Raw genomic sequence first — 18,322 nt, 5'->3', positions numbered from 1 at the left:
ATGCCAGCTCGTTCCGGCAACCGCCTCGGCCGTGCTTCGCTCACGGTGCTGACCTGGATTATCGCCATCCTGTTCGTATTCCCGATCGTGTGGATGGTGCTGACCTCGTTCAAGAGCGAGGGGGATGCCTTCACCTCGCCGCCCAGGCTGTTCTTCGAACCTACCCTCGAGCAGTTCGGCAATATTCTGGATCGCGGTTTCCTGCCGTATCTGGGAAACTCCGCGTTCGTCACGGTGGTGTGCACGGTGCTGGTGCTGCTGCTCGGCGTGCCCGCGGCCTATGCGCTTTCCATCGCCCCGGTGCGTGGCACCAGCAATGCGCTCGGGTTCTTCCTTTCCACCAAGATGCTGCCCGTCGTGGCGGCGATCATCCCGCTGTACGTGATCTCGCAGAACCTGCGGCTGCTCGACAACGTATGGGCGCTGATCGTGTTGTACACCGCGATGAATCTGCCGCTGGCTATCTGGATGATGCGGTCGTTTTTCCTCGAGGTACCCAGAGAGATGATCGAGGCGGCACGGGTGGACGGGGCAACGCTGCCGACCGTATTGCTGCGCATCATCCTGCCGGTGGTGGCGCCAGGGATCGCCGCGACCGCGTTGATCTGCGTGATCTTTTCCTGGACCGAGTTCTTCTACGCGGTGAACCTGACGGCCGCGCAGGCAGGGACGGTGCCGGTGTTCCTGGTCGGGTTCATCACCAGCGAGGGGCTGTACTGGGCACAGCTGTCCGCGGCCGCATTGCTCGCCTCGCTGCCTGTGATGATCATCGGTTGGTTCGCGCAGAACCATCTGGTGCGTGGCCTGTCCATGGGTGCGGTGAAGTAACCCAGTAGCACTGAAACAGGAAAGAAAGGCGAACGCCTGGAAGGGGTTTACGTCGGGATCCGGCGACACCCCTGACACCGGAACCCGACGTGCTTCTAGTTTCGCGTGCTGACCGGGCAGCCCGCCAGAGATAACCGCTCAGCGACGCTGAACGGTCGAGTTCGTGCGGTGAACGGCCATCCTCTTTCGGGCCAACTGATCAGCTTTATGGCGTTGTCGGGGTGCTACCACCGCAGGTCAAGTTGTGTACTCAACTATCTGGGCTGTCAGTCCGCGCTTTCTCGGGATACTGCGACTACTTGGGTAGGCGCAGGCCGTTGCGGCCGGCGCGCGCATCGGCGAACCTGGCGGCCACCTCGGTCCAGTTCACCACGTTCCACAGCTGCTTCACGTAGTCTGCCTTGACGTTGCGGTACTGCAGGTAGTACGCGTGCTCCCAGATATCGAAGACGAGCAGCGGGGTCGTCGCGATGGACAGGTTGTTGTGATGGTCCCGCAACTGTTGCGTCAACAGCCGTTCACCTACCGGGTCCCAGGCGAGTACTCCCCAGCCGTTGCCCTGGATGGTCGTGGACACCGCTTCCATCTGGGCACGGAAGGCATCGAAGGAGCCGAAGTGCTCATCGATCGCCGAGGCGAGCTCGCCGGTCGGCTTGTCCCCGCCGTCCGGGCTGAGAATCTTCCACCACACCAGGTGCATCGCGTGGCCGGCGAGATTGAAAGCGAGGGTGGTCTCCAGGCCGACGATATTGGCATAGTCGCCTTGCTCGCGCGCCTCGGCGATCTTGTCCAGGGTGCTGTTCGCCCCCGCGACATAGGCGGCGTGATGCTTGCTGTGGTGCAGCTCGTTGATCTCCCCGGAGATCGCCGGCTGCAGCGCCGCGTAGTCGTAGTCCAGTTCTGGCAGTTCGTACTTCGCCATGGTTTTGACCCTTCCGCGTCTTCGTGCGTACCTGCCAATCCTCGAACCTCTAGTTAGCTATAGGTCAAACCATGGTGGGTCAGGACACACGGTGTGTTGACTTCTAGCTAGGTTTAAGTTTTAACCTGCCGGTATGGGACAACTCGGCGTGCGGCACGGCGAGCTCACGATCGGCGAACTCGCCGAACGCAGCGGTACCCCGGTGACGACGCTGCGGTTCTACGAGGACCGTGCGCTCCTACGCAGTACGCGCACCCCCGGCAATCAACGCCGCTACTCGAGAGAGGCGTTGCGCAGGGTTGCGCTGATCCGGCTCGCGCATTGCGCGGGTATTCCGCTCGCGGAAATCCGCGAGGTACTTGATCAGCTCCCTGCCGACCGATCGGCAAGCAGGCGCGACTGGCGTAATCTGGCCAAGCACTGGCAGGAGCGATTGAACGCGCGGATCCAGTGGTTGGAGCAGTTACGCGACGAGTTCACCGACTGTATCGGCTGCGGCTGCCTTTCCCTCGGGCCGTGCGCGATGAGCAATCCGAACGATGAACTCGGGCAGCGGGGAGCCGGACCGCGGCGACTGCTCGACCCCGACTGTCGCGGCGGTCCGGCCTGTTCCCCCGCCGAGCCTACTTCTTGAACTTGTCCTGCACCTTCTGCGCAGCGTCACCGACCGCGTCCTTGACGTCCTCGACGGCACCCTTGACGCCGGCCTTCGCCTGCTCGGTCTTGCCTTCCTCGGTCAGTTCCTCGTTCCCGGTCGCCTTGCCGGCCCATTCCTTCGCCTTGCCGCCCAGTTCTTCGGCCTTGTGTTGCGCTTTGTCCCCAGCGGACATATCGGAGCCTCCCATTGGATCGAAGTTGGATCGAACCCGGCGCACGAATGCACGCCATACCCTTGGACACCGGGAGTACCCCAATCGGCACGCGACTAGTCTCACCCGATCGGTGCGACCGCCCACGAAATTGGGCCGTGACGTTATGCGTGCCGCGGTGTCTATCAGCTATACAGGACAGACAGTGCGTATGGCTCCAGGGAGGTAGGGCGCGTGGTCTTCACCCTTGACCGGTACCGGGCCCTCGACCGATATCGGGTATGACGGCGCGATCGGTCGAACAGAGTGATCAGGTGACCGAAGGGTCACTTGATGACCTGACGCTGGTCAGCCGCGCTAGGGACGGCGACACCCGGGCGTACGAGCAGTTGGTGCGCAGATACCAGGGCCAGATGTACCGGCTGGCCGTACGCATGCTTGGCAGCGCGAGCGATGCGGAAGACGCCGTGCAGGACGTCTTTCTCAGCGTTTGGCGCAAACTCGACCAACTCAACGACGATGCCGCATTTGTCGGCTGGCTTTACCGGAGCACGACGAACCGCTGCCTGAACCTCATTCGGGCCCGGAAACCCAGCGCCGACGTGGACCTGGAAAGCACCGAGTCGGCGGCCGGATACACTGATCCGGTCCGCGCGGCCGAAGTGGGTGCACAGTTGACCGCACTTGCCGCCGCGCTGCTGAAGCTCACCGCTGAGCAGCGGACCTGCTGGTTGCTACGCGAGGTCCACGGCCGGTCCTACGACGAGATCGCCGGAATCGTCGAATCTTCAACCGCGTCGGTACGCGGGCGCATCGCACGAGCGCGCGCACAGCTGGCGGAGGTGATGCAGCCATGGCAGTAGACCAGTCGAGGTCCGGTTATCAGCTCGACTGTGGCCGCTCGCTCGAGGAGGTATGGGCACGGCTGGACGAGGTGCAGGCTGGTCACGCGGACGAGCACGAACTCGGTTGCGCGCATTGCTCGACGGCCCGAGGGAGCCTGCTCGCGCTCCGGGAGGCGACCGCCGAGTTGCGTGCCGATCGCACGGAGCCTTCCCTCGATCTGGTCGACCGGATCATGTCCGCGGTGCGTGCGAACGTTCGACGCTCCGGGGCGATGGTGGAACTGCGCACGGACGAACCGGGCAGGGTGGAGGTCAGCGAGCAAGCGGTGGCCGCGGTGCTCCGCTACGCCGCGGACGCTTTCGACGGCGTGCGGGCTCGGCGTTGCCGGGTACGGACCGCTGGCCGCGCCCCGGATGGTGCCACGCTGATCGATGTGGAGCTGGCGGTCGCGGTGCGCTACGCCGCCTACGAGCCGGCCGTGCTTGACCGGCTACGCGAACGCGTCCAGGTCGCTTGCACCAGCCGGCTGGGGCTGCGGCTGAACCAGCTCGAGCTGATCGTCGACGACATCTACGACGTGTGAGGGGCAACCGCGATGAATGCCGCACGGGTTGACTGGGTGGTTGCCGAACCGGTGATCGCGAGTATCGCCGCGGATGCCGCTTCGCGTACGCCTGGCGTGTTGCGGCTGCAGCCGGGCCTGGCCGGTTTGGTCGGCTCGGTCGGCCGGATGGCCAGGCAACGGGTACGCGGGTTGAGTTCCGCGCCGCGCGAGGGGGTGACCGTCGAGCTGACCGATGGTGCGGCCGATATCCACCTGTACCTCACGCTTGCCGGGTTCGCGCCGGCGCAGCAGCTGGCGGCGGCCGTCCAGCGCGCGGTGGCGGGAGCGGTTCACGAGGACACCGGTGTGGTGGTGCGCTCGGTGGCCATCACGATCATCGACATCGATACCGAGGACGACGAGTTGGACCAGCAGGGGGTGCGATGAATCGCGGCGAGGCAACGGATCTGATCCTCGAACGGCTGGCCACGGTATCCGGGTTGCGCCCAGCGGTACCGGCAATCCAGCGCAAATCCGGGGCGTTGCGGTGGGATCTGGACAGCCTCGCGGTTGATGTGGACACCGAGCTGGTGGAGATCCGACTGGTGGCGACCGAGTTGCCGTTGCCGCCACGACTGCGCGCCGCGGGCGCGGAGGTCGCCGAACTGCTGGCCGAAAGCCCGTACCGGGATGCGCGAATCCGGCTGGTGGTCACCGATATTGACGGCGCCGCGATCACCGATACCCGCCGTGATCGCGTTCTTTGAGGTAGGCGCGGTTACTGGGTGTGCTGGCTGCTAAGCCTGCGGTGCAGCTTGCCCTCGATCTCGGCCGGTAGGTTGGGCACCTTGAGCAGCATCGGCAGCAGCTCCGGCTCCAGCGTCAGCGCGCGGAAGGCCAGGCCGACCGTGACCTGGTGGTTCGGGCGCTCGAGCACCGTGATCGGCTCGTCCGCGGCGAGCTCACCGGGGGTACGGACGCGTAGATAGGCACCGGGCGCGGCGCGTTCGGTGAACCGGCGGCCCCAACCGCGCTCACCCATCCAGCCGGCGAAGGTGCGGCAGGGGGTGCGTGGTTGGCAAACCTCGAGCTCGACCTCGCCGATCCGCCAGCGTTCGCCGAGTAACGCATCGGTGATCGCGAGGCCATCGGTCGTCAGGATGGCACGGGGTAGCCGAGCTCGGCGGCCCACTGGTCCAGATCTTCCCGTGCGTAGGCGTACACCGCCTTGTCCTCGCCGCCGTGTACCCGCGCATCACAGACCGTATCGCCGCCAACCCCGGTGCCTCCGCTAGCGGGCACGGTGATCTTGACCGGCTCGAACACCGGACGCTTGTCGATCGCGGTGAAGTCGTCGTTCGACTGCCCGGTTGGTTTGGGGACACCGATATTTACGGATCGCAGTTTGGCCACAGGGGAACGGTAACCGAGATTCAGTCCGCGGCGAAGGCCGTTGTGGCGACGTCAGTCACCAGCGGCCATACGCCCGGCACCAGCAACACCGCGAGTATCCCGCAGATCGGCACGATGATCCGGTTTTCCGTTCGCTTGCCGGTGCGAAAGCGCAGCCAGGACGGTGGGCGCAGCTCGTACCAGGTCTCCCCCGCGATGGGGATCGGGAACAGGAACGGGCAGCCGGATTCGGTCAGCGCGTCGCCGAGGCAATGCGTGATACAGCCAGCGGCGACCGCGATCCCGAGCAAGCCGGCGAGCTCGTCCAGTTCACCGAATCCCTGCTGGCCCGCGGTATGCCACCACCAGATCACCGCGCCCACGGCGACCGGCAGCAGCCAGTCCCCGAGCGCGTCCTCGGCGAGCAGCAGGCCGAACAGTGCGACACCGGCGACCGCGTACGGACCGCCCGCCGCGGTGCCGGCGGCGGTCAGTGCGCCGAGCGCGATGGCGAAGAGCACGGTATGGGAAAGATGCCGATGGGTGCCGGAGTGATTCTCGTCTTTCGGGCCCTTGGTGATCTGGTAGAGCGCGCTGGATGCCTTGCGCAGCAGCCAGGAGAGCGCTCTCGTCAACGGGCCGAGCAGCCGGGAAGCCCTGGCACCGGGGTGATCCAGGTCGGGTAGCAGCGCGAAGCCCGCGGTGGTCGTGGCGAACGCCAGCGCCTGGTGCACGGAATCCGCGCCAACCGTGGGCGCGAGCGCGAGCCCCGCGCACCACCCAGTCAGCGCGTGCGTACGCCCCATCATCCGGCGGCCTCCCGAATCGTCCGGTCCGCGGCCGCGCGGTCGTGCGGCGCCGGCAAATTTGATCATGGAACCCCGACAGGTTCCGTCACTGGTCGCGGTTGCCGTGTGCGTTGCTCGCCCGGCACTGTCTGGGTGAGGTGGCATTATGCGCGGATGATCCTCCCGAATCAGATCGCGCGCGGTGTCGCCGAAGGCACGGTGTGCTTGGTGTTTCGGCGTTGGACGAAGCCGAATGTGCGCGCGGGCGATACCTTGCGCACGGTTGCCGGGGTGATCGCGGTTGATTCGATCGAGTCCATCGCCGAATCGGCGATCACCGAGGAGCAGGCGCGCCAGGCAGGTGCCGCCTCGGCCGCCGAAGTGCGCGCCGCCCTGCGTGGTCCGGCAGGCGCCCCGCTGTATTGCATCGCCGTACGCTGGGCGGGCCCTGATCCACGAGTCGCGCTGAGCCAGACGAGTGAGCTCGCCGAGGACGAGCTCGCCGAGATCCAGCGGCGACTGGATCGGTTGGACAGCAGGTCCGAGCGTGGTCCATGGACGCACGATGTGCTCGAGGTTATCGCGGCACATCCGGGGACCCGGGCCGCTGAGCTCGCCGAGTTGCTTGGCCGGGAGCGTGATGCGTTGAAGCTGGACGTCCGCAAGTTGAAGAACCTCGGTCTGACCCACAGCCTCGACGTCGGCTACCGGCTCGCGCCACGCGGGGCCGCGTACCTGGCCAACCGCCGGCACCGAGATCAGTCCAGCTAGCCAGGCAGCAGTCGATCGCCCTGCCAGCTGCCGTGCTCGGACAGCGGGCGTAGGCGCATAAAGGTGGACTCGTGGTGAAAGTCTTTTCGGTGTTGCTCCGCCATGGCTTTCGCGTGGGTCGCGGCATCTGGCGTCTCGTCGCGGCCGTGCGTCATATCGGTCATCTCGCGGACCGTTCGCCAGATGGAGAAGGTCACGAAGGTGCGTGGCGGGCGGATCGCCGCCGTCGCGAAAGTGGTGCCCGGATGGTTGGCGACAAAGCGCTCCACCGGTCTGCCCCAGCGCAGGAATCGGGGGAGTTCGGGCAGCTTCAGCCGCGCTAGCGTCACCGCGACCACCGGTTCTGTGGGCTCGGCCCGTTCGAGTTGCGGTGGCAGCTCGGACAATGCGGCCACCTGCCCGTAGCGCCGCAGGAATCGCAGCCGGACATGCCAGCCGGTGGCCAGTTGGCGGCCAAGCCGGTCACTGGTGAGGAAGCGTTCCAGCGCGCGTTCGTCCGACCATTCGGCAAACATCGCGATCCGGCCGAGCTGCAGCCTGGCGGGGGTGATGATCGGCGCGCCCAGCCGCATCATCGCCAGGCATTCCGCATGCCGTAGTCCGGGCGTCGTGGTAGCCGAGGGCGGTCTGGCCAGCGTGCGAATCGTGACCGCCGGCGCCAGCTCAGCCAGGTGGAAGGAGTGGATCAGGTCGTTCATCGTGGGCCATCCGGTAGCTGGCTGGGGCCAAGCCGGTTCAGCCGGTAATGCAGTGCGAGCAGCGGCATATTCCACAGCCGCAGGTCGTGGTTGGTTCGCAGCACGCCTTCGGCGTCGACGTACAGCTCGAAGCATTCATGCAGGGGTACCCGACGAACCCAGGCGTGTTGCTCATCGTCGGCCCGAACGACGAGGTAGGCGCCGTCGGCACCGAACTCGCCGGGCGGTGACCACAGCCGCAACCCGCCGTCCGGTAGGACGCTTGGCCGCAGCAGGATCGTGAGGTTGCCGTTGGGCAGTGGGAACACCACGCGGACACTGGGTTGTCGCTGGCCCGGCAGGGTCACCGCGCCGTACCAGCCACTGAAGCTGGACTGGCCGGTCGCGCGTAGCTGGCGGAGCCAGGCCGCGCCATACCGGTGGCCACCGTCGCCGGCAACCACCAGTACCTGGCTGTCCAGCCCGCGCGAGGTGTCCAGGCCCCGCAACGGCAGGCTGAGCTGTCGCAGCCGGCGGCTGAACAGGGCGGTGAGCGCCCACCCGAGCGGCCAGCCGAGCACAGTCCACTGTGACCACATCTCCAGTCGCCAGCTGGCGGTGTGCTGGTAGAAATCGGCGATCCGGGGATCCACCCGCTCGGGGCTGAACCGATCGCCGGCGAGTACCCGCAGATCGGGCAGCAAGCCACTGTCCGGCTCGGCTTTCACCGAGGCAGCCAAGCGGGTCGCCGCGCGGTACACCCACGTCGAGTCGAGCACGTCCGGTTCGTGCCATGGTCCGTCCAACCAGGACTGTTCCCGGAGGTTCAGTAACCGACCGGTAAGGCGCACCCAGGTCTGGGTGGCCAGGTCGAGTGCCCGCCCGCCGCGCCGTGGCGGAGGGCCGCTCCGCGCGGTCCGCATCATCGCACCCTAACCCTTGCTCTGATGGCATTTGGCCGAGCAGGATGGAGCGGTTGCCATCATTCGCAGTTGCCCGAGGGAGCGCAGATGCCAAGGCCGTACGCAAGCGGGATCGTGCCAGCCGACGTGGATACCGTCTGGCAGGTGGTTCGAGACTTCAACGGGCTGCCGACCTGGCATCCGGGGCTGACCAGCAGCGAGATCGAGTCCGGGCACGGCGCCAACGAGGTTGGCGCGGTCCGCAAGCTCACCACCCCCGACGGTGGGCTGATTCGCGAGCGGCTGGTGACGCTGGACGACACCGATCGCAGCTACACCTACGACATCCTGGAAAGCCCGTTCCCGGTGCGTACCTACCGGTCCACGATCCGGCTGGCGCCGGTGACCAGCACGGAGGAAACCTTCGTCGAGTGGTGGTGCGATTTTACCTCCGAGGAAGCGGATGAAGCCGAACTCACCAAGACCTTCGCCCGTGGGGTGTATCGCACCGGGATCAACGCGCTCGCCAAACGATTCAGCGAATAGCGCTGATCTCCGGCGGTGTCCAGCTGGAGACCCGTAGGAAGGACTGGATCGTCGTGCGGTGCGGCATCAGCCACATCCCGAAGTCGCGTAGCGCCACGGCAACCGGGTTGGCCAGCTGTGAACCGAACTTGCCAGCCATCGTGGAGGCCCGCGCGATCTGCTGGCTGCGTGGTCGGCGCTGTTCGTCGTAGGCACGTAGCGCGTCGGGCACGGAGTCGTGGTCCGCGCAGCTTGCCGTCAGCACGGCGGCGTCCTCGAGAGCTTGGCAGCCACCCTGGCCAAGATGCGGCGTCATCGCGTGTGCCGCATCGCCAAGCAGTGCTACTCGACCGTGCACATAGGACTTCAACGGGGTGGCAAGGTAGTACATATCGTTGCGGATCACGTCTTCGGCCGAAGTGCGTGCGACGAGCTCGGGGATCGGTTCGTGCCAGCGGGCAAGGTATTCCCGAAGGAACTCGTACTCATCGGGATTGTGCTGCCCCTCGGGCGCGCGTATCGAGAAGTACCAGTAGGTTCGCCCGTCCGCGAGTGGCACAACACCGATCTCGGCTGCTCTACCCATGGTCACGCCGAGATCGTTCGGCGCGCCCTCCTGGCAGATGGCGCGCCACGCGGTGAATCCGGTGTAGACCGGCGCAGGATGTGCCGGCCAGTGTCGCGCGCGCAGCGAGCTGCGGATCCCGTCCGCGCCTACCACCAGATCGGCCGGCGGGACGTCCAGCTCTGGGATGCCGGTATCGGGGTCCACATCGGTCACTTGGGCGCCGGTACGCAAGCTCTCGGCGGGTAGCGCGGCGAGCAGCAGCTCGTGTAGTTGCGCGCGGTGCACGCCGACCATCGGTTGGCCGAGCGTCCGCTCGAGTTCGTCACTGTCCATTCGGGTCAGCCAGCGACCGCTGCGGGAGCGAACGCCGCCGGCGCGCTGCGGCATGCTCAGCTCAGTGAGCTCGTCCTGAAAGCCCAGCGCCCGCAGCGCGGCGAGCCCGTTCGGCCAGAGCGTCAGTCCTGCGCCGATCTCGGCGAACTCGGCGGCCTGTTCGAGCACCGTGACGCGCCAGCCGATCCGGTGCAACCCGGCGGCAGCCGCGAGCCCGCCAATCCCGCCGCCGATTACCACAGCGTGTTTCATCCGCGCTCCTCTACGTCTGTAGTGCTGACTCTACACTAGTAGAGCTTCGGCTATCCTGCGGTGGTGCCTGCCGAGCCGACGCGAACCACCCAGCTAGCCGATGCGGCCATCGCCGTGCTGGCCGAACACGGTATGCGCGGGCTGACGCACCGTGCGGTGGATCGGACCGCCGGGTTGCCGATCGGGTCGACCTCGTACTACGCGCGCACCCGGGCCGCGCTTCTCGAACTGACCATGGACCGGATGGTTGAGCTGGATTTCGCTAGCGCCGGAGCCGAACCGTCCGAGCTGGCCGTGCCGGATATCCACGCCTTCGGCGAGTTGGTGGCTGGCCTGCTGCACAGCATGTTGACGACCGGGCGGGTGCGGATGCTCGCGCGCTACGAGTTCGCGCTGGAAGGTACTCGTCGCCCGGAACTACGCGCGGTGTATGACCGTGCGGGTACCCGGCTGCGGGAGCCAACGGTGCGGATGCTCCGTGCCGCAGGCGCACCCGATCCGCAACGGCAGGCGCGTACGTTGGTCGCCTTTTGCGAGGGCATCCTTTTCGACTCCATCGCTGGGGTGAACCGGGAGAACCCACCGGAGCTCGCGGAGCTGCTGGCCGGGATTCGCGAACTGCTGCACGGGATGCTGCACGCCGACTAGGCACCTGGGTGTTACATCCAGGTCGGACGCGCCACTTTCACAGCTCGGTTCCGGCAACCGAGCGAGCTCACCCGAACGGGTGGTCGTCGCCGTCGGTGTCCTGGCCAGCAGTGGAAGCGCTCCGTACACCACCCGATCTTGTGGTTGCGCTGGATGGAGCGTGACACCTCACCCGATCCTGTGAGATCGCAGGTAGACTTTTGTCCCCCGGACAACTGAGCACCAGACCCCGAACGACTGGTGTGGGGTTAGCGAAGGAGTACCAAGCGTGGCATCAACCTGGGCTCCCAACCAGGACGGACCCGACCATCCGCATAACGCACCGGAGCCGAGCTTCGCCAGGATCAACGACTACTGGCTGGATGGCTCGGACCACACCGAGGCTGATGTCGAGATTGCCACCCGGATCACGATGTGCGCACCGCATATTCCCTACCTGGTGCGGGAACTACGGCATCTGCTCGGCCGGATGGTGCGCGAACTGCACGGACTTGGCATCCGGCAGTTCCTCGACCTCGGTTCCGGAATCCCCAACGTGCAGCATATTCACCAGGTTGTCGCCGAACTGAGCGCGGACTGCCGGGTTGTCTACGTGGACAGCGACCCCGATGTGGCCAGCCGTAGTCAGGCCACACTGCGCGATGTGCCGTTCGCTCGGTTCATCTCCACCGATATTCGCCAGCCTGCCGAGGTACTCGCCGATCCGCAACTGCGGGAGATTCTCGACCTTTCCGAGCCGGTCGCGGTCTTCCTGCTCGGGACACTGCAGGAGATCGCCGACGAAGACGATCCGAGGCAGCTGGTCGCCGACTACTTTGCGCGGCTGAGCCAGGGCAGCTATCTGGCCCTTTCCCATTTCGGCAAGGGAGACCAGCAGCTGGCCAGCGGCCTCGACATGTTCGGTCGGATGTTCCAGCAGCCGCCACCGGTCCGGATGCGTGATACCGATGAGCTACGCGCGATTCTCGGCGACCTGTCCGTCGTCGAGCCGGGCATCGTGCGGATGCCGCTGTGGCATCCGAGTGACGACCAGGACATGGGGCAGAACGCGGAACACGTACCCGTGCACGTAGCACTGGGCGTCAAGAACCAGTGAGCGGCTCGCCGCGCTAGGCGCCGGTCATGGCAAGCAGGGGTAGCGCGGCGAGGAACACCGATCCCGCGGCTACCAACGGCATCGTGCGTAGCCGCTGGTGCTCGGCGCGAAGCGACTGCCCGGCCATGACGCGTCGCGTACTGCGGATCATGCCGATCAGCAACAGTGCCTCGGCCGTGCTGCCAAGGACCGCCAGCACCACGCCGAACCGCCACCACAGCGCCCAGAACAGCAGCACCACGCCAGCGAACAGGATCGTGCAGGCGATCCCGAGCGCCCGCCCTGGCCCATGTCTGGCCACTGGGGTAGCCATCGCGTCCCGGATATCCGCCTCGTGGTCCGGCACTGACCACCACACCGTGCGACCCATGTTCAACGCGATCAATGCGAGCACGAACGGGATGGCGGCCGGGGTCAGCTCGGTACCGACCGCGCCATAGGACAGCAGAAACGGGCCGCCGACCATCGCCACGGCGAACACCAACGGCCCGTAAAGCCCGCGCCGTTTCAGCCGTACCGGATCGACGTTGTAGGCGATATGCAACAGCAGCGTGCCAACCGCGGCGAGGCACAGCCACCAACTTCCGGTATCCGCCGCCGCGCCGAACGCGGCCACGACGCTGCCCGCCGCCATGCCCACAATCCAGGCCGCGGCGCGCCGGTTACCCACGCGCTCGACGGCATCGGCGAGGTAGGACTTCTCCTGGTGCCGCCGATCCGTGTCAACATCGAGCACGACGTTCAATGCCAACCCGGACAGCATCCCGGCGATATTGCCAAGGCAGGCGAGTAGCACCGCGAAGGTGACCACCTGCTCGACGTGGTATGCCGCGAAGCCAGCGCCCCAGACCGCCGCGCAGCCGTACATGATCGGCAACGGGTACTGCAAACGGTGCAACACCACGAAGTCTCGCCAGGCGGTACCGCCCGCGTGACTGGTGCTACCTCGCACGGTGCCCAGTGACCCGAGCCTTTACCCGCGGCGCCGGCGCCAAGGTGTGCACCCGCTGCTGCCGCTGTTCAGTCGAACCACGGCCAGCCACACATTGCCAGGACCGCCGGCGCAGCACCGCGGCCACGATCATCCGGATCTCCGCCTCGGCGAGCTGGCTGCCGAGGCAATGCCGTTTGCCGCCACCGAAAGGGAAAAACTCCGAGGTGGCGGGCCGCTTGCCGAGAAACCGGTGCGGGTCGAACCGATCCGCCCGGTCGAAGTGCTCGCGGTGCGCGAGAAACGGGCACGGCGAGAGCATCGTGCCGGCCGGCAGCTGGCGCCCACAGATCTCGCCTGGCTCGGTCATCTCCCGGTTCGCGGCAACCGGCACCGGTGGTCGCAGGCGCAGCACTTCCCGCGCGGTCGCCTGCAGTAGCGGAACTTCGTTGCCCTCCATCCCGTCGGCGGAGGTTGCGTCGAGTTCGTCAAGCAGCTCGGCGCGCACCTTCGGATGCCGATCGAGCAGCACCAGCGCCGTGGCGATCGACGATGCCGTGGTCTCGTGCCCGGCGAAGAGCAGCGTGACGATCTGATCGCGCACCTCGCGGTCGTCCAGATTGCCCAGTGGCCCCGACTCGTCCAGCAGTACCCGTGCGATGCTCGGGTAATCGGCGGCCCGGGCTGCGTCGAGCAGTGCCTCGTCCAGGCTGGCCGACGCGGGCGGGAGGCCGCCCTTGAGGTACCGGTACATCATGATCCGCCGGGTGGAGCCGAGTACGTCTTCCATCCACTCGCTGAACCTGGCTAGTACGTCCGAGTCAGTGGAGCCGAGCAGTACCCGCGAGATGATGGATAACGTGATACCCCTTGTCCACTCGGCGATCGGCACCTCGGAGCCAACCGACCAATGCCTGTCAATCGCCGATTCGGTGATTGAGCTGATCGTGTCCCGGTAACCGCGCAGGGCGCGGCCGTTCAGGAAGGGGCTCAATGTCTTGCGGTACATGGTGTGCCGCTCGCCGTCCAGCCAGAGCATCGAGTCGGTACCGAGTACTGGGCGCATACTCCGGCTGCCCGGATGCCCGAAGGTGGTGTCCGAGCGCCATATCCACTCGATCGTTGGTGCATCCCAGAGTAGGACCTTGCGCGGTGCTTCGGTGCGGACTTCCAGCAGTCGCGGTCTGGCATGCTGGTTGTGCTCGAGAAATGGGACAATTCGTGCGGCCATTCGAATCTCGTTGAGGTTCACTCAGCCTCCAGCCGCGTCACCCGAATATGGCTACCTATTCGTGATCGGAGCAACACTTAGCGTAGCATGGCGATGTTGACGTTTCCAGGGATGCACAGGGTTCCGTTGTCGCAAGGGAAAACCGGCCATCGGTTGGTTCTTTCGCGGCGGCGGATCGGAGACACTGGGCATAACCCCTTCTCGCTCACGAGAGGAGCGCTTGTGCCCGAACGGCGTACCGCGGAGCCCGAAGTCGCGCATATAGCCCGTGTGCAGAACTACTTCGCGAGCGGCAGCCATCACTTCGCGGTGGACCGGCAGGCAGCCGAGGAGTTCGAGCAGCGGCTGCCCGAGGTGCGCATGATGACGCTCGAGGTGCGCGCGTTCCTGCGGCGCGCCCTACGGGTACTCGGCGTGCATCCGAACATGCGGCAGTTCGTCGACCTGGGTACCGGGCTGCCCGAGGGCGGCTGCGTGCACGAGATCGTGGAAAGCGCCGATCCGTTGCGGCAGCAGCGTCCGGCCAAGGTGGTCTACGTCGACAACGATCCAGTGGTGGTCGCGGCCGGCCAGGACATACTCGCGGCGAACGGCACCACGGACCGGCATCGCTACATCCACGGCGATTTCGCCGACCCCTACCTGTGGTGCCGGGTGCTGGATACCGGGTTGATCGACCCGGAGCAGCCGGTCTTTCTCACCCTCAACTCGCTGCTGCACTTCATCCCGGACGCGGACGATCCGTGGGCGCGGCTGGACGCGCTGAAAAACCAGGTAGCCGCCGGCTCGATGCTGCTGCTCAGCCACGGTCGGCGGGAGAATCCCACTACCCGGGAACAGCTGGCTGGGGAAACGGAAGTGGCCGATGAGTACACCTTCTCGGCCACCGCGGCCTACGCCAAGCTCATCGCACCGGTGATGGCGCGCCCGCGGGATCAGATCGACCGGTTCTTCACCGGCTGGGAGATGTTCTCGCCGGGGCTGGTCTACCTGCCGGAGTGGCAGCCAGGCGCCGGCGATCTGCAGCGGTTCACCCGGGAGTACGGCGACCCGGCGCGTAGTCGACTGCTTGGCGGCGTGGCGCGCAAGACCGCCGAGCGAATGCGGCCGTTCCTGGTCAACTGACACCCTCGGTGACCGCGTTCTTTAGGGATCTTGCGGGTCGGGGATACTGCGCTGGTGAGTGCTGGCGCTGCCGCGTACGCGGCTGATGGGACCCGGATCGCGTACCAGCTCGGCGGCTCCGGCCCGCCGTTGCTGCTACTGGCCGGGCAGGCCAACTCACACCGATGGTGGAGCTCGGTTCGCGCGGACTTCGAAGCCGAACGGCAGACCGTGACAATGGACTATCGCGGCACCGGGGACAGCGACAAGCCCGACAGCCCTTACAGCACCCCCGGATTCGCCGAGGACGCCATCGCCGTGCTCGATCAGCTCGGCATCGAACGCGCCGATGTCTACGGCACGTCCATGGGCGGGCGCGTCGCCCAGTGGATTGCCATCCAGTATCCGGACCGGGTGCGCCGGCTGGTGCTCGGGTGCACCGCACCGGGCGGTAAGCACTCCGTGGAGCGCGGCCCAGCCGTACGCAGAGCGCTGGCCAGTTCTGACCCGACCGAAGCAGAACGGGCGCTGCGGGAACTGATGTACAACCCGGCATGGCTCGCCGCGCACCCAGGTCCACACTGGACGCTGGGCGATCCGGAGATGCCGCCACACGCGCGCCAGGGGCACCTACGGGCAAGTGCGAAACACGACGCCTGGGACGCCCTGCCACAGATCACCGCGCCCACCCTGGTACTGCACGGTGCAGCCGATGAGCTGAACCCCGCGGCCAACGGCCAGCTGCTCGCCGAACGTATTCCCACCGCTCAGCTACGGTTGATTCCCGGCGGGCGGCACGCCTACTTCGAGGAGTTCCGGGAAATCGCGAGCAAGGCGGTGCTCGATTTCCTTGCCGAGTAACGGAATCCTAGGTTAGTCCGACGAGTCTGATGTAGAGGGTAACAAGGGCTTCGGCCAGCGCCGGCTGCTTACGTGGATCGTCCGCGGCCTGTTCGGCAAAACGGGCAACCACGCCGGTGACCACTTCGGAGACAAGTGCTGGCTGGATTGCCGGGTTCGCGTGTCCTTGCGCGACAAGCCGTTCGATGAATCGGGTATGTCGCCGGGTTGCCCTCCCGTGTATCTCCGCGCGGAGCTCGCGCATCGCGGGATCGACGATCGCTTGGTGGGCAAGGATGGTGAGCATCCCGAAGTGCCGGACGTGTGTGTCCAAAAAGGCCGTCAAGGTACTGCGGGCGATACCAGCTGGTGATGACGTGTCGGCTTCCTCTTGCAGGGTAAGGAACTCCTGGCGAATCCGGTCGGCGAGCGCGGCGAACACGGCATCCTTGGACTGGAAGTAGGCGTAGATCGTTGGGCGAGTGACACCGGCATCGGCGGCCAGTTCGCCAATCGTCGTGCGCGCGTAGCCCAGCCGGCAGAAGGTTCGTTCGGCCGCGTCGAGGAGCAGTTCCCGCTTGTCCCCGACATCCAGCGTCCGGCTGCCAATGCCACCCACTCGACCTCCTGAGCCAGTTACCGCTACTTGACATCAATGTAAAGTACAGATGGTGGTGCCGCCACCGGCTCTCAAGGAGGAGCGCATGACCGGCCTGCCCGATATCACCGAGCGAACGCTGCTTGCCTGCTACGAACGGGTGCTCCGGACGAAGCCGGATGAGCTGGCGCAGCTGGATCCAGCAGCGCGGTACACGTTCGCGGAAAGCTTTCAGCGTTCGCTCCGGTTGGGCACCGGGCTGACCGCGCACCGGGTCGGTAGGGGAGATCCGGTCGCGCTGTTGCTGGACAACTCGCTGGACATGGTGCACAGCTGGACTGGTATCGGGCTTTGCGGCCTGGTCGAGGTGCCGATCAACACCGCCTATGTCGGCGGCTTCCTCAGCCATGTGCTCAACGATTCCGGCGCTGGCGTGCTGATCCTGGAAGACCACTACGTGCCTCGGGTACTTGCGGTCGCCGCTGAGCTGACCGCACTGCACACCCTGGTGGTGCGCGGGGATCTCGACCGTGCCGCCGATGCGCGCAAGCGGTTCCGGGTGGTGCCGTTCGATGAGCTTGACACGGCCGCCGCCGGTGCCCCGGTGCGCGGCGGGCCGGCCGACCTGCTCGCGTATATGTACACCTCGGGAACGACCGGGGCGTCCAAAGGGGTGCTCATCTCGCATGCGCATGCCTACACCTACGCCTCAAGGGAGGATCAGGGACGCCCCGACCCAGGGGACCGGGTGCTCGTCACGCTGCCGCTGTTTCACCTCGCCGGGCAGTGGTACGGCGGCTACCAGGCGCTGATCCACCAGGTTCGCTGCGTATACGAACCCGGGTTCTCAGTCAGCCGCTTCTGGGATGTACTCAGGGAACACCGGATCACCGTGACCGTGCTACTCGGCGCCATGGCCGAACTGCTCCAGCAACGCGAGCCGCGGCCGGATGATGCGGACAACCCGCTCGAGTTCGCCATGATGGCCCCGCTGGCCAGCGATATCTTCGGGTTCCGCGAGCGTTTCGGGATCGACGTGGCCGCGGTCTACGGGATGAGTGAGATCGGTGGCGTCCTCTATGGACCGCCGGACACGATCGTCGGCGGCGAGTGCGGCTTTCCCCGGGATGGGTACGAACTTCGCCTTGTCGATCCGGAAGGCCAGGATGTTCCGGTTGGTCAGGTCGGTGAGCTCTGGGTCCGCCCGGAACATCCGGAGACGGTCATGGCCGGCTATCACAACCAGCCAGCGAAAACAGCGGAGGCCCTGCGGGCCGGGTGGGTGCACACCGGAGACGCGTTTCGGATGGATGAGCACGGCCGGTTCTTCTTCGCTGACCGGATGAAAGACGCCTTGCGGCGGCGCGGGGAGAACATCTCCAGCTTCGAAGTCGAGCGGGTGATCAACGAGTTCCCCAGCGTGTACGAGAGCGCGGTGGTCGCGGTGCCGGCGGAGCTGTCCGAGGATGAGATCAAGGCGGTGGTCGTGCCGCGGCAAGGAGCCGAGATCGAGTTTGTGGAACTGACCGAGTTTCTCCTCGATCGGTTGCCATACTTCATGGTTCCGCGTTACTTCGAACAGCTCACCGAGCTACCCAAGACGCCGACACACAAGGTGCACAAGCACGTGCTTCGGGACAGCGGTGTCCACTCCGGAGTATGGGATCGGGAAGGCGCCGGAATCGTGCTACGCCGCGGTTCGTTGCCACAGTGACAG

At 66.1% G+C, this 18,322-nt stretch carries 24 protein-coding genes; 13 read left to right on the top strand and 11 right to left on the bottom strand.

Annotation, left to right across the window (positions count from 1 at the left end):
- Positions 1-828, top strand: coding sequence for a carbohydrate ABC transporter permease (locus EV191_RS04310; RefSeq protein WP_132875457.1), 828 nt, complete (start codon positions 1-3; stop codon positions 826-828).
- A gap of 295 nt (positions 829-1,123) precedes the next feature.
- Here EV191_RS04310 and EV191_RS04305 read toward each other — a convergent pair whose 3' ends face one another.
- Positions 1,124-1,750: a superoxide dismutase gene (locus tag EV191_RS04305; protein ID WP_132875456.1), complete on the bottom strand. Its 627-nt coding sequence runs from the start codon at positions 1,748-1,750 to the stop codon at positions 1,124-1,126.
- Between the two features lie 133 nt (positions 1,751-1,883).
- Here EV191_RS04305 and soxR point away from each other — a divergent pair, with 133 nt between their 5' ends.
- Complete coding sequence (gene soxR / locus EV191_RS04300) at positions 1,884-2,384, top strand: redox-sensitive transcriptional activator SoxR (protein ID WP_132875455.1); 501 nt, start codon at positions 1,884-1,886, stop codon at positions 2,382-2,384.
- Here soxR and EV191_RS04295 read toward each other — a convergent pair.
- Positions 2,374-2,580 (bottom strand): CsbD family protein, encoded by a 207-nt coding sequence (locus EV191_RS04295; RefSeq protein WP_132875454.1) that lies wholly within the window; start codon positions 2,578-2,580, stop codon positions 2,374-2,376. The genes soxR and EV191_RS04295 overlap by 11 nt on opposite strands.
- A gap of 260 nt (positions 2,581-2,840) precedes the next feature.
- Between EV191_RS04295 and EV191_RS04290 the strand changes: the two genes are divergently transcribed.
- Genes EV191_RS04290 through EV191_RS04275 form a run of 4 tightly spaced genes read left to right on the top strand, consistent with a single transcriptional unit; the run spans position 2,841 to position 4,716 of the window.
- Positions 2,841-3,422 (top strand): RNA polymerase sigma factor, encoded by a 582-nt coding sequence (locus EV191_RS04290; RefSeq protein ID WP_132875453.1) that lies wholly within the window; start codon positions 2,841-2,843, stop codon positions 3,420-3,422.
- A complete protein-coding gene (locus tag EV191_RS04285; protein WP_132875452.1) occupies positions 3,413-3,988 on the top strand; it encodes an Asp23/Gls24 family envelope stress response protein in 576 nt (191 codons plus the stop codon). The genes EV191_RS04290 and EV191_RS04285 overlap by 10 nt, the downstream gene beginning before the upstream one ends.
- Positions 3,989-4,000: 12 nt before the next feature.
- Complete coding sequence (locus EV191_RS04280) at positions 4,001-4,396, top strand: Asp23/Gls24 family envelope stress response protein (protein WP_132875451.1); 396 nt, start codon at positions 4,001-4,003, stop codon at positions 4,394-4,396.
- A complete protein-coding gene (locus tag EV191_RS04275; protein WP_132875450.1) occupies positions 4,393-4,716 on the top strand; it encodes a hypothetical protein in 324 nt (107 codons plus the stop codon). Before EV191_RS04280 ends, EV191_RS04275 begins: the two co-directional genes overlap by 4 nt.
- Positions 4,717-4,727: 11 nt before the next feature.
- On the opposite strand, the gene EV191_RS04270 is transcribed toward EV191_RS04275, so the two are convergent.
- The 3 genes from EV191_RS04270 to EV191_RS04265 are packed head-to-tail and all read right to left on the bottom strand — an operon-like array spanning position 4,728 to position 6,150.
- Complete coding sequence (locus tag EV191_RS04270; protein WP_207894381.1) at positions 4,728-5,141, bottom strand: MOSC domain-containing protein; 414 nt, start codon at positions 5,139-5,141, stop codon at positions 4,728-4,730.
- Positions 5,105-5,362 (bottom strand): MOSC domain-containing protein, encoded by a 258-nt coding sequence (locus EV191_RS30305; protein ID WP_207894380.1) that lies wholly within the window; start codon positions 5,360-5,362, stop codon positions 5,105-5,107. The genes EV191_RS04270 and EV191_RS30305 overlap by 37 nt, the downstream gene beginning before the upstream one ends.
- Before the next feature lie 20 nt (positions 5,363-5,382).
- Positions 5,383-6,150 (bottom strand): metal-dependent hydrolase, encoded by a 768-nt coding sequence (locus EV191_RS04265; RefSeq protein ID WP_132875449.1) that lies wholly within the window; start codon positions 6,148-6,150, stop codon positions 5,383-5,385.
- A 153-nt stretch (positions 6,151-6,303) separates the two neighbouring features.
- Between EV191_RS04265 and EV191_RS04260 the strand changes: the two genes are divergently transcribed.
- Complete coding sequence (locus EV191_RS04260; protein WP_132875448.1) at positions 6,304-6,900, top strand: hypothetical protein; 597 nt, start codon at positions 6,304-6,306, stop codon at positions 6,898-6,900.
- On the opposite strand, the gene EV191_RS04255 is transcribed toward EV191_RS04260, so the two are convergent.
- Positions 6,897-7,598 (bottom strand): hypothetical protein, encoded by a 702-nt coding sequence (locus EV191_RS04255; RefSeq protein WP_132875447.1) that lies wholly within the window; start codon positions 7,596-7,598, stop codon positions 6,897-6,899. The genes EV191_RS04260 and EV191_RS04255 overlap by 4 nt on opposite strands.
- Complete coding sequence (locus tag EV191_RS04250; RefSeq protein WP_132875446.1) at positions 7,595-8,500, bottom strand: hypothetical protein; 906 nt, start codon at positions 8,498-8,500, stop codon at positions 7,595-7,597. Before EV191_RS04250 ends, EV191_RS04255 begins: the two co-directional genes overlap by 4 nt.
- A gap of 87 nt (positions 8,501-8,587) precedes the next feature.
- On the opposite strand from EV191_RS04250, the gene EV191_RS04245 reads away from it, so the two are divergent.
- Positions 8,588-9,025 carry an SRPBCC family protein gene (locus tag EV191_RS04245; protein WP_132875445.1) on the top strand — a complete coding sequence of 146 codons (438 nt, stop codon included), beginning with the start codon at positions 8,588-8,590 and terminating at the stop codon, positions 9,023-9,025.
- On the opposite strand, the gene EV191_RS04240 is transcribed toward EV191_RS04245, so the two are convergent.
- Positions 9,015-10,157, bottom strand: coding sequence for an FAD-dependent monooxygenase (locus EV191_RS04240; protein WP_132875444.1), 1,143 nt, complete (start codon positions 10,155-10,157; stop codon positions 9,015-9,017). The genes EV191_RS04245 and EV191_RS04240 overlap by 11 nt on opposite strands.
- Before the next feature lie 63 nt (positions 10,158-10,220).
- Here EV191_RS04240 and EV191_RS04235 point away from each other — a divergent pair, with 63 nt between their 5' ends.
- Positions 10,221-10,805: a TetR/AcrR family transcriptional regulator gene (locus EV191_RS04235; protein WP_243658743.1), complete on the top strand. Its 585-nt coding sequence runs from the start codon at positions 10,221-10,223 to the stop codon at positions 10,803-10,805.
- 268 nt (positions 10,806-11,073) lie between these two features.
- Positions 11,074-11,901, top strand: coding sequence for an SAM-dependent methyltransferase (locus EV191_RS04230; RefSeq protein WP_132875443.1), 828 nt, complete (start codon positions 11,074-11,076; stop codon positions 11,899-11,901).
- Positions 11,902-11,914: 13 nt separating this feature from the next.
- Here EV191_RS04230 and EV191_RS04225 read toward each other — a convergent pair whose 3' ends face one another.
- Positions 11,915-12,853 (bottom strand): UbiA prenyltransferase family protein, encoded by a 939-nt coding sequence (locus EV191_RS04225; RefSeq protein ID WP_132875442.1) that lies wholly within the window; start codon positions 12,851-12,853, stop codon positions 11,915-11,917.
- Positions 12,843-14,063 (bottom strand): cytochrome P450, encoded by a 1,221-nt coding sequence (locus tag EV191_RS04220; protein ID WP_243658742.1) that lies wholly within the window; start codon positions 14,061-14,063, stop codon positions 12,843-12,845. Before EV191_RS04220 ends, EV191_RS04225 begins: the two co-directional genes overlap by 11 nt.
- A 222-nt stretch (positions 14,064-14,285) precedes the next feature.
- Here EV191_RS04220 and EV191_RS04215 point away from each other — a divergent pair, with 222 nt between their 5' ends.
- Positions 14,286-15,188, top strand: coding sequence for an SAM-dependent methyltransferase (locus tag EV191_RS04215; RefSeq protein ID WP_165912813.1), 903 nt, complete (start codon positions 14,286-14,288; stop codon positions 15,186-15,188).
- A 54-nt stretch (positions 15,189-15,242) separates the two neighbouring features.
- Complete coding sequence (locus EV191_RS04210; RefSeq protein WP_243658741.1) at positions 15,243-16,028, top strand: alpha/beta fold hydrolase; 786 nt, start codon at positions 15,243-15,245, stop codon at positions 16,026-16,028.
- Between the two features lie 7 nt (positions 16,029-16,035).
- Here the strand turns inward: EV191_RS04210 and EV191_RS04205 are convergent, their stop codons facing one another.
- Positions 16,036-16,626: a TetR/AcrR family transcriptional regulator gene (locus EV191_RS04205; RefSeq protein WP_132875439.1), complete on the bottom strand. Its 591-nt coding sequence runs from the start codon at positions 16,624-16,626 to the stop codon at positions 16,036-16,038.
- An 85-nt stretch (positions 16,627-16,711) separates the two neighbouring features.
- On the opposite strand from EV191_RS04205, the gene EV191_RS04200 reads away from it, so the two are divergent.
- Positions 16,712-18,319, top strand: coding sequence for an AMP-binding protein (locus EV191_RS04200; protein WP_132875438.1), 1,608 nt, complete (start codon positions 16,712-16,714; stop codon positions 18,317-18,319).
- The last annotated feature ends 3 nt before the right edge of the window (positions 18,320-18,322 follow it).

The sequence above is a fragment of the Tamaricihabitans halophyticus genome, from assembly GCF_004340875.1.
GTDB classification, from domain to species: Bacteria; Actinomycetota; Actinomycetes; order Mycobacteriales; family Pseudonocardiaceae; genus Tamaricihabitans; species Tamaricihabitans halophyticus.
Note: the sequence above shows the minus strand (reverse complement) of the source record. Positions and strands in the feature narration are given on the sequence as shown.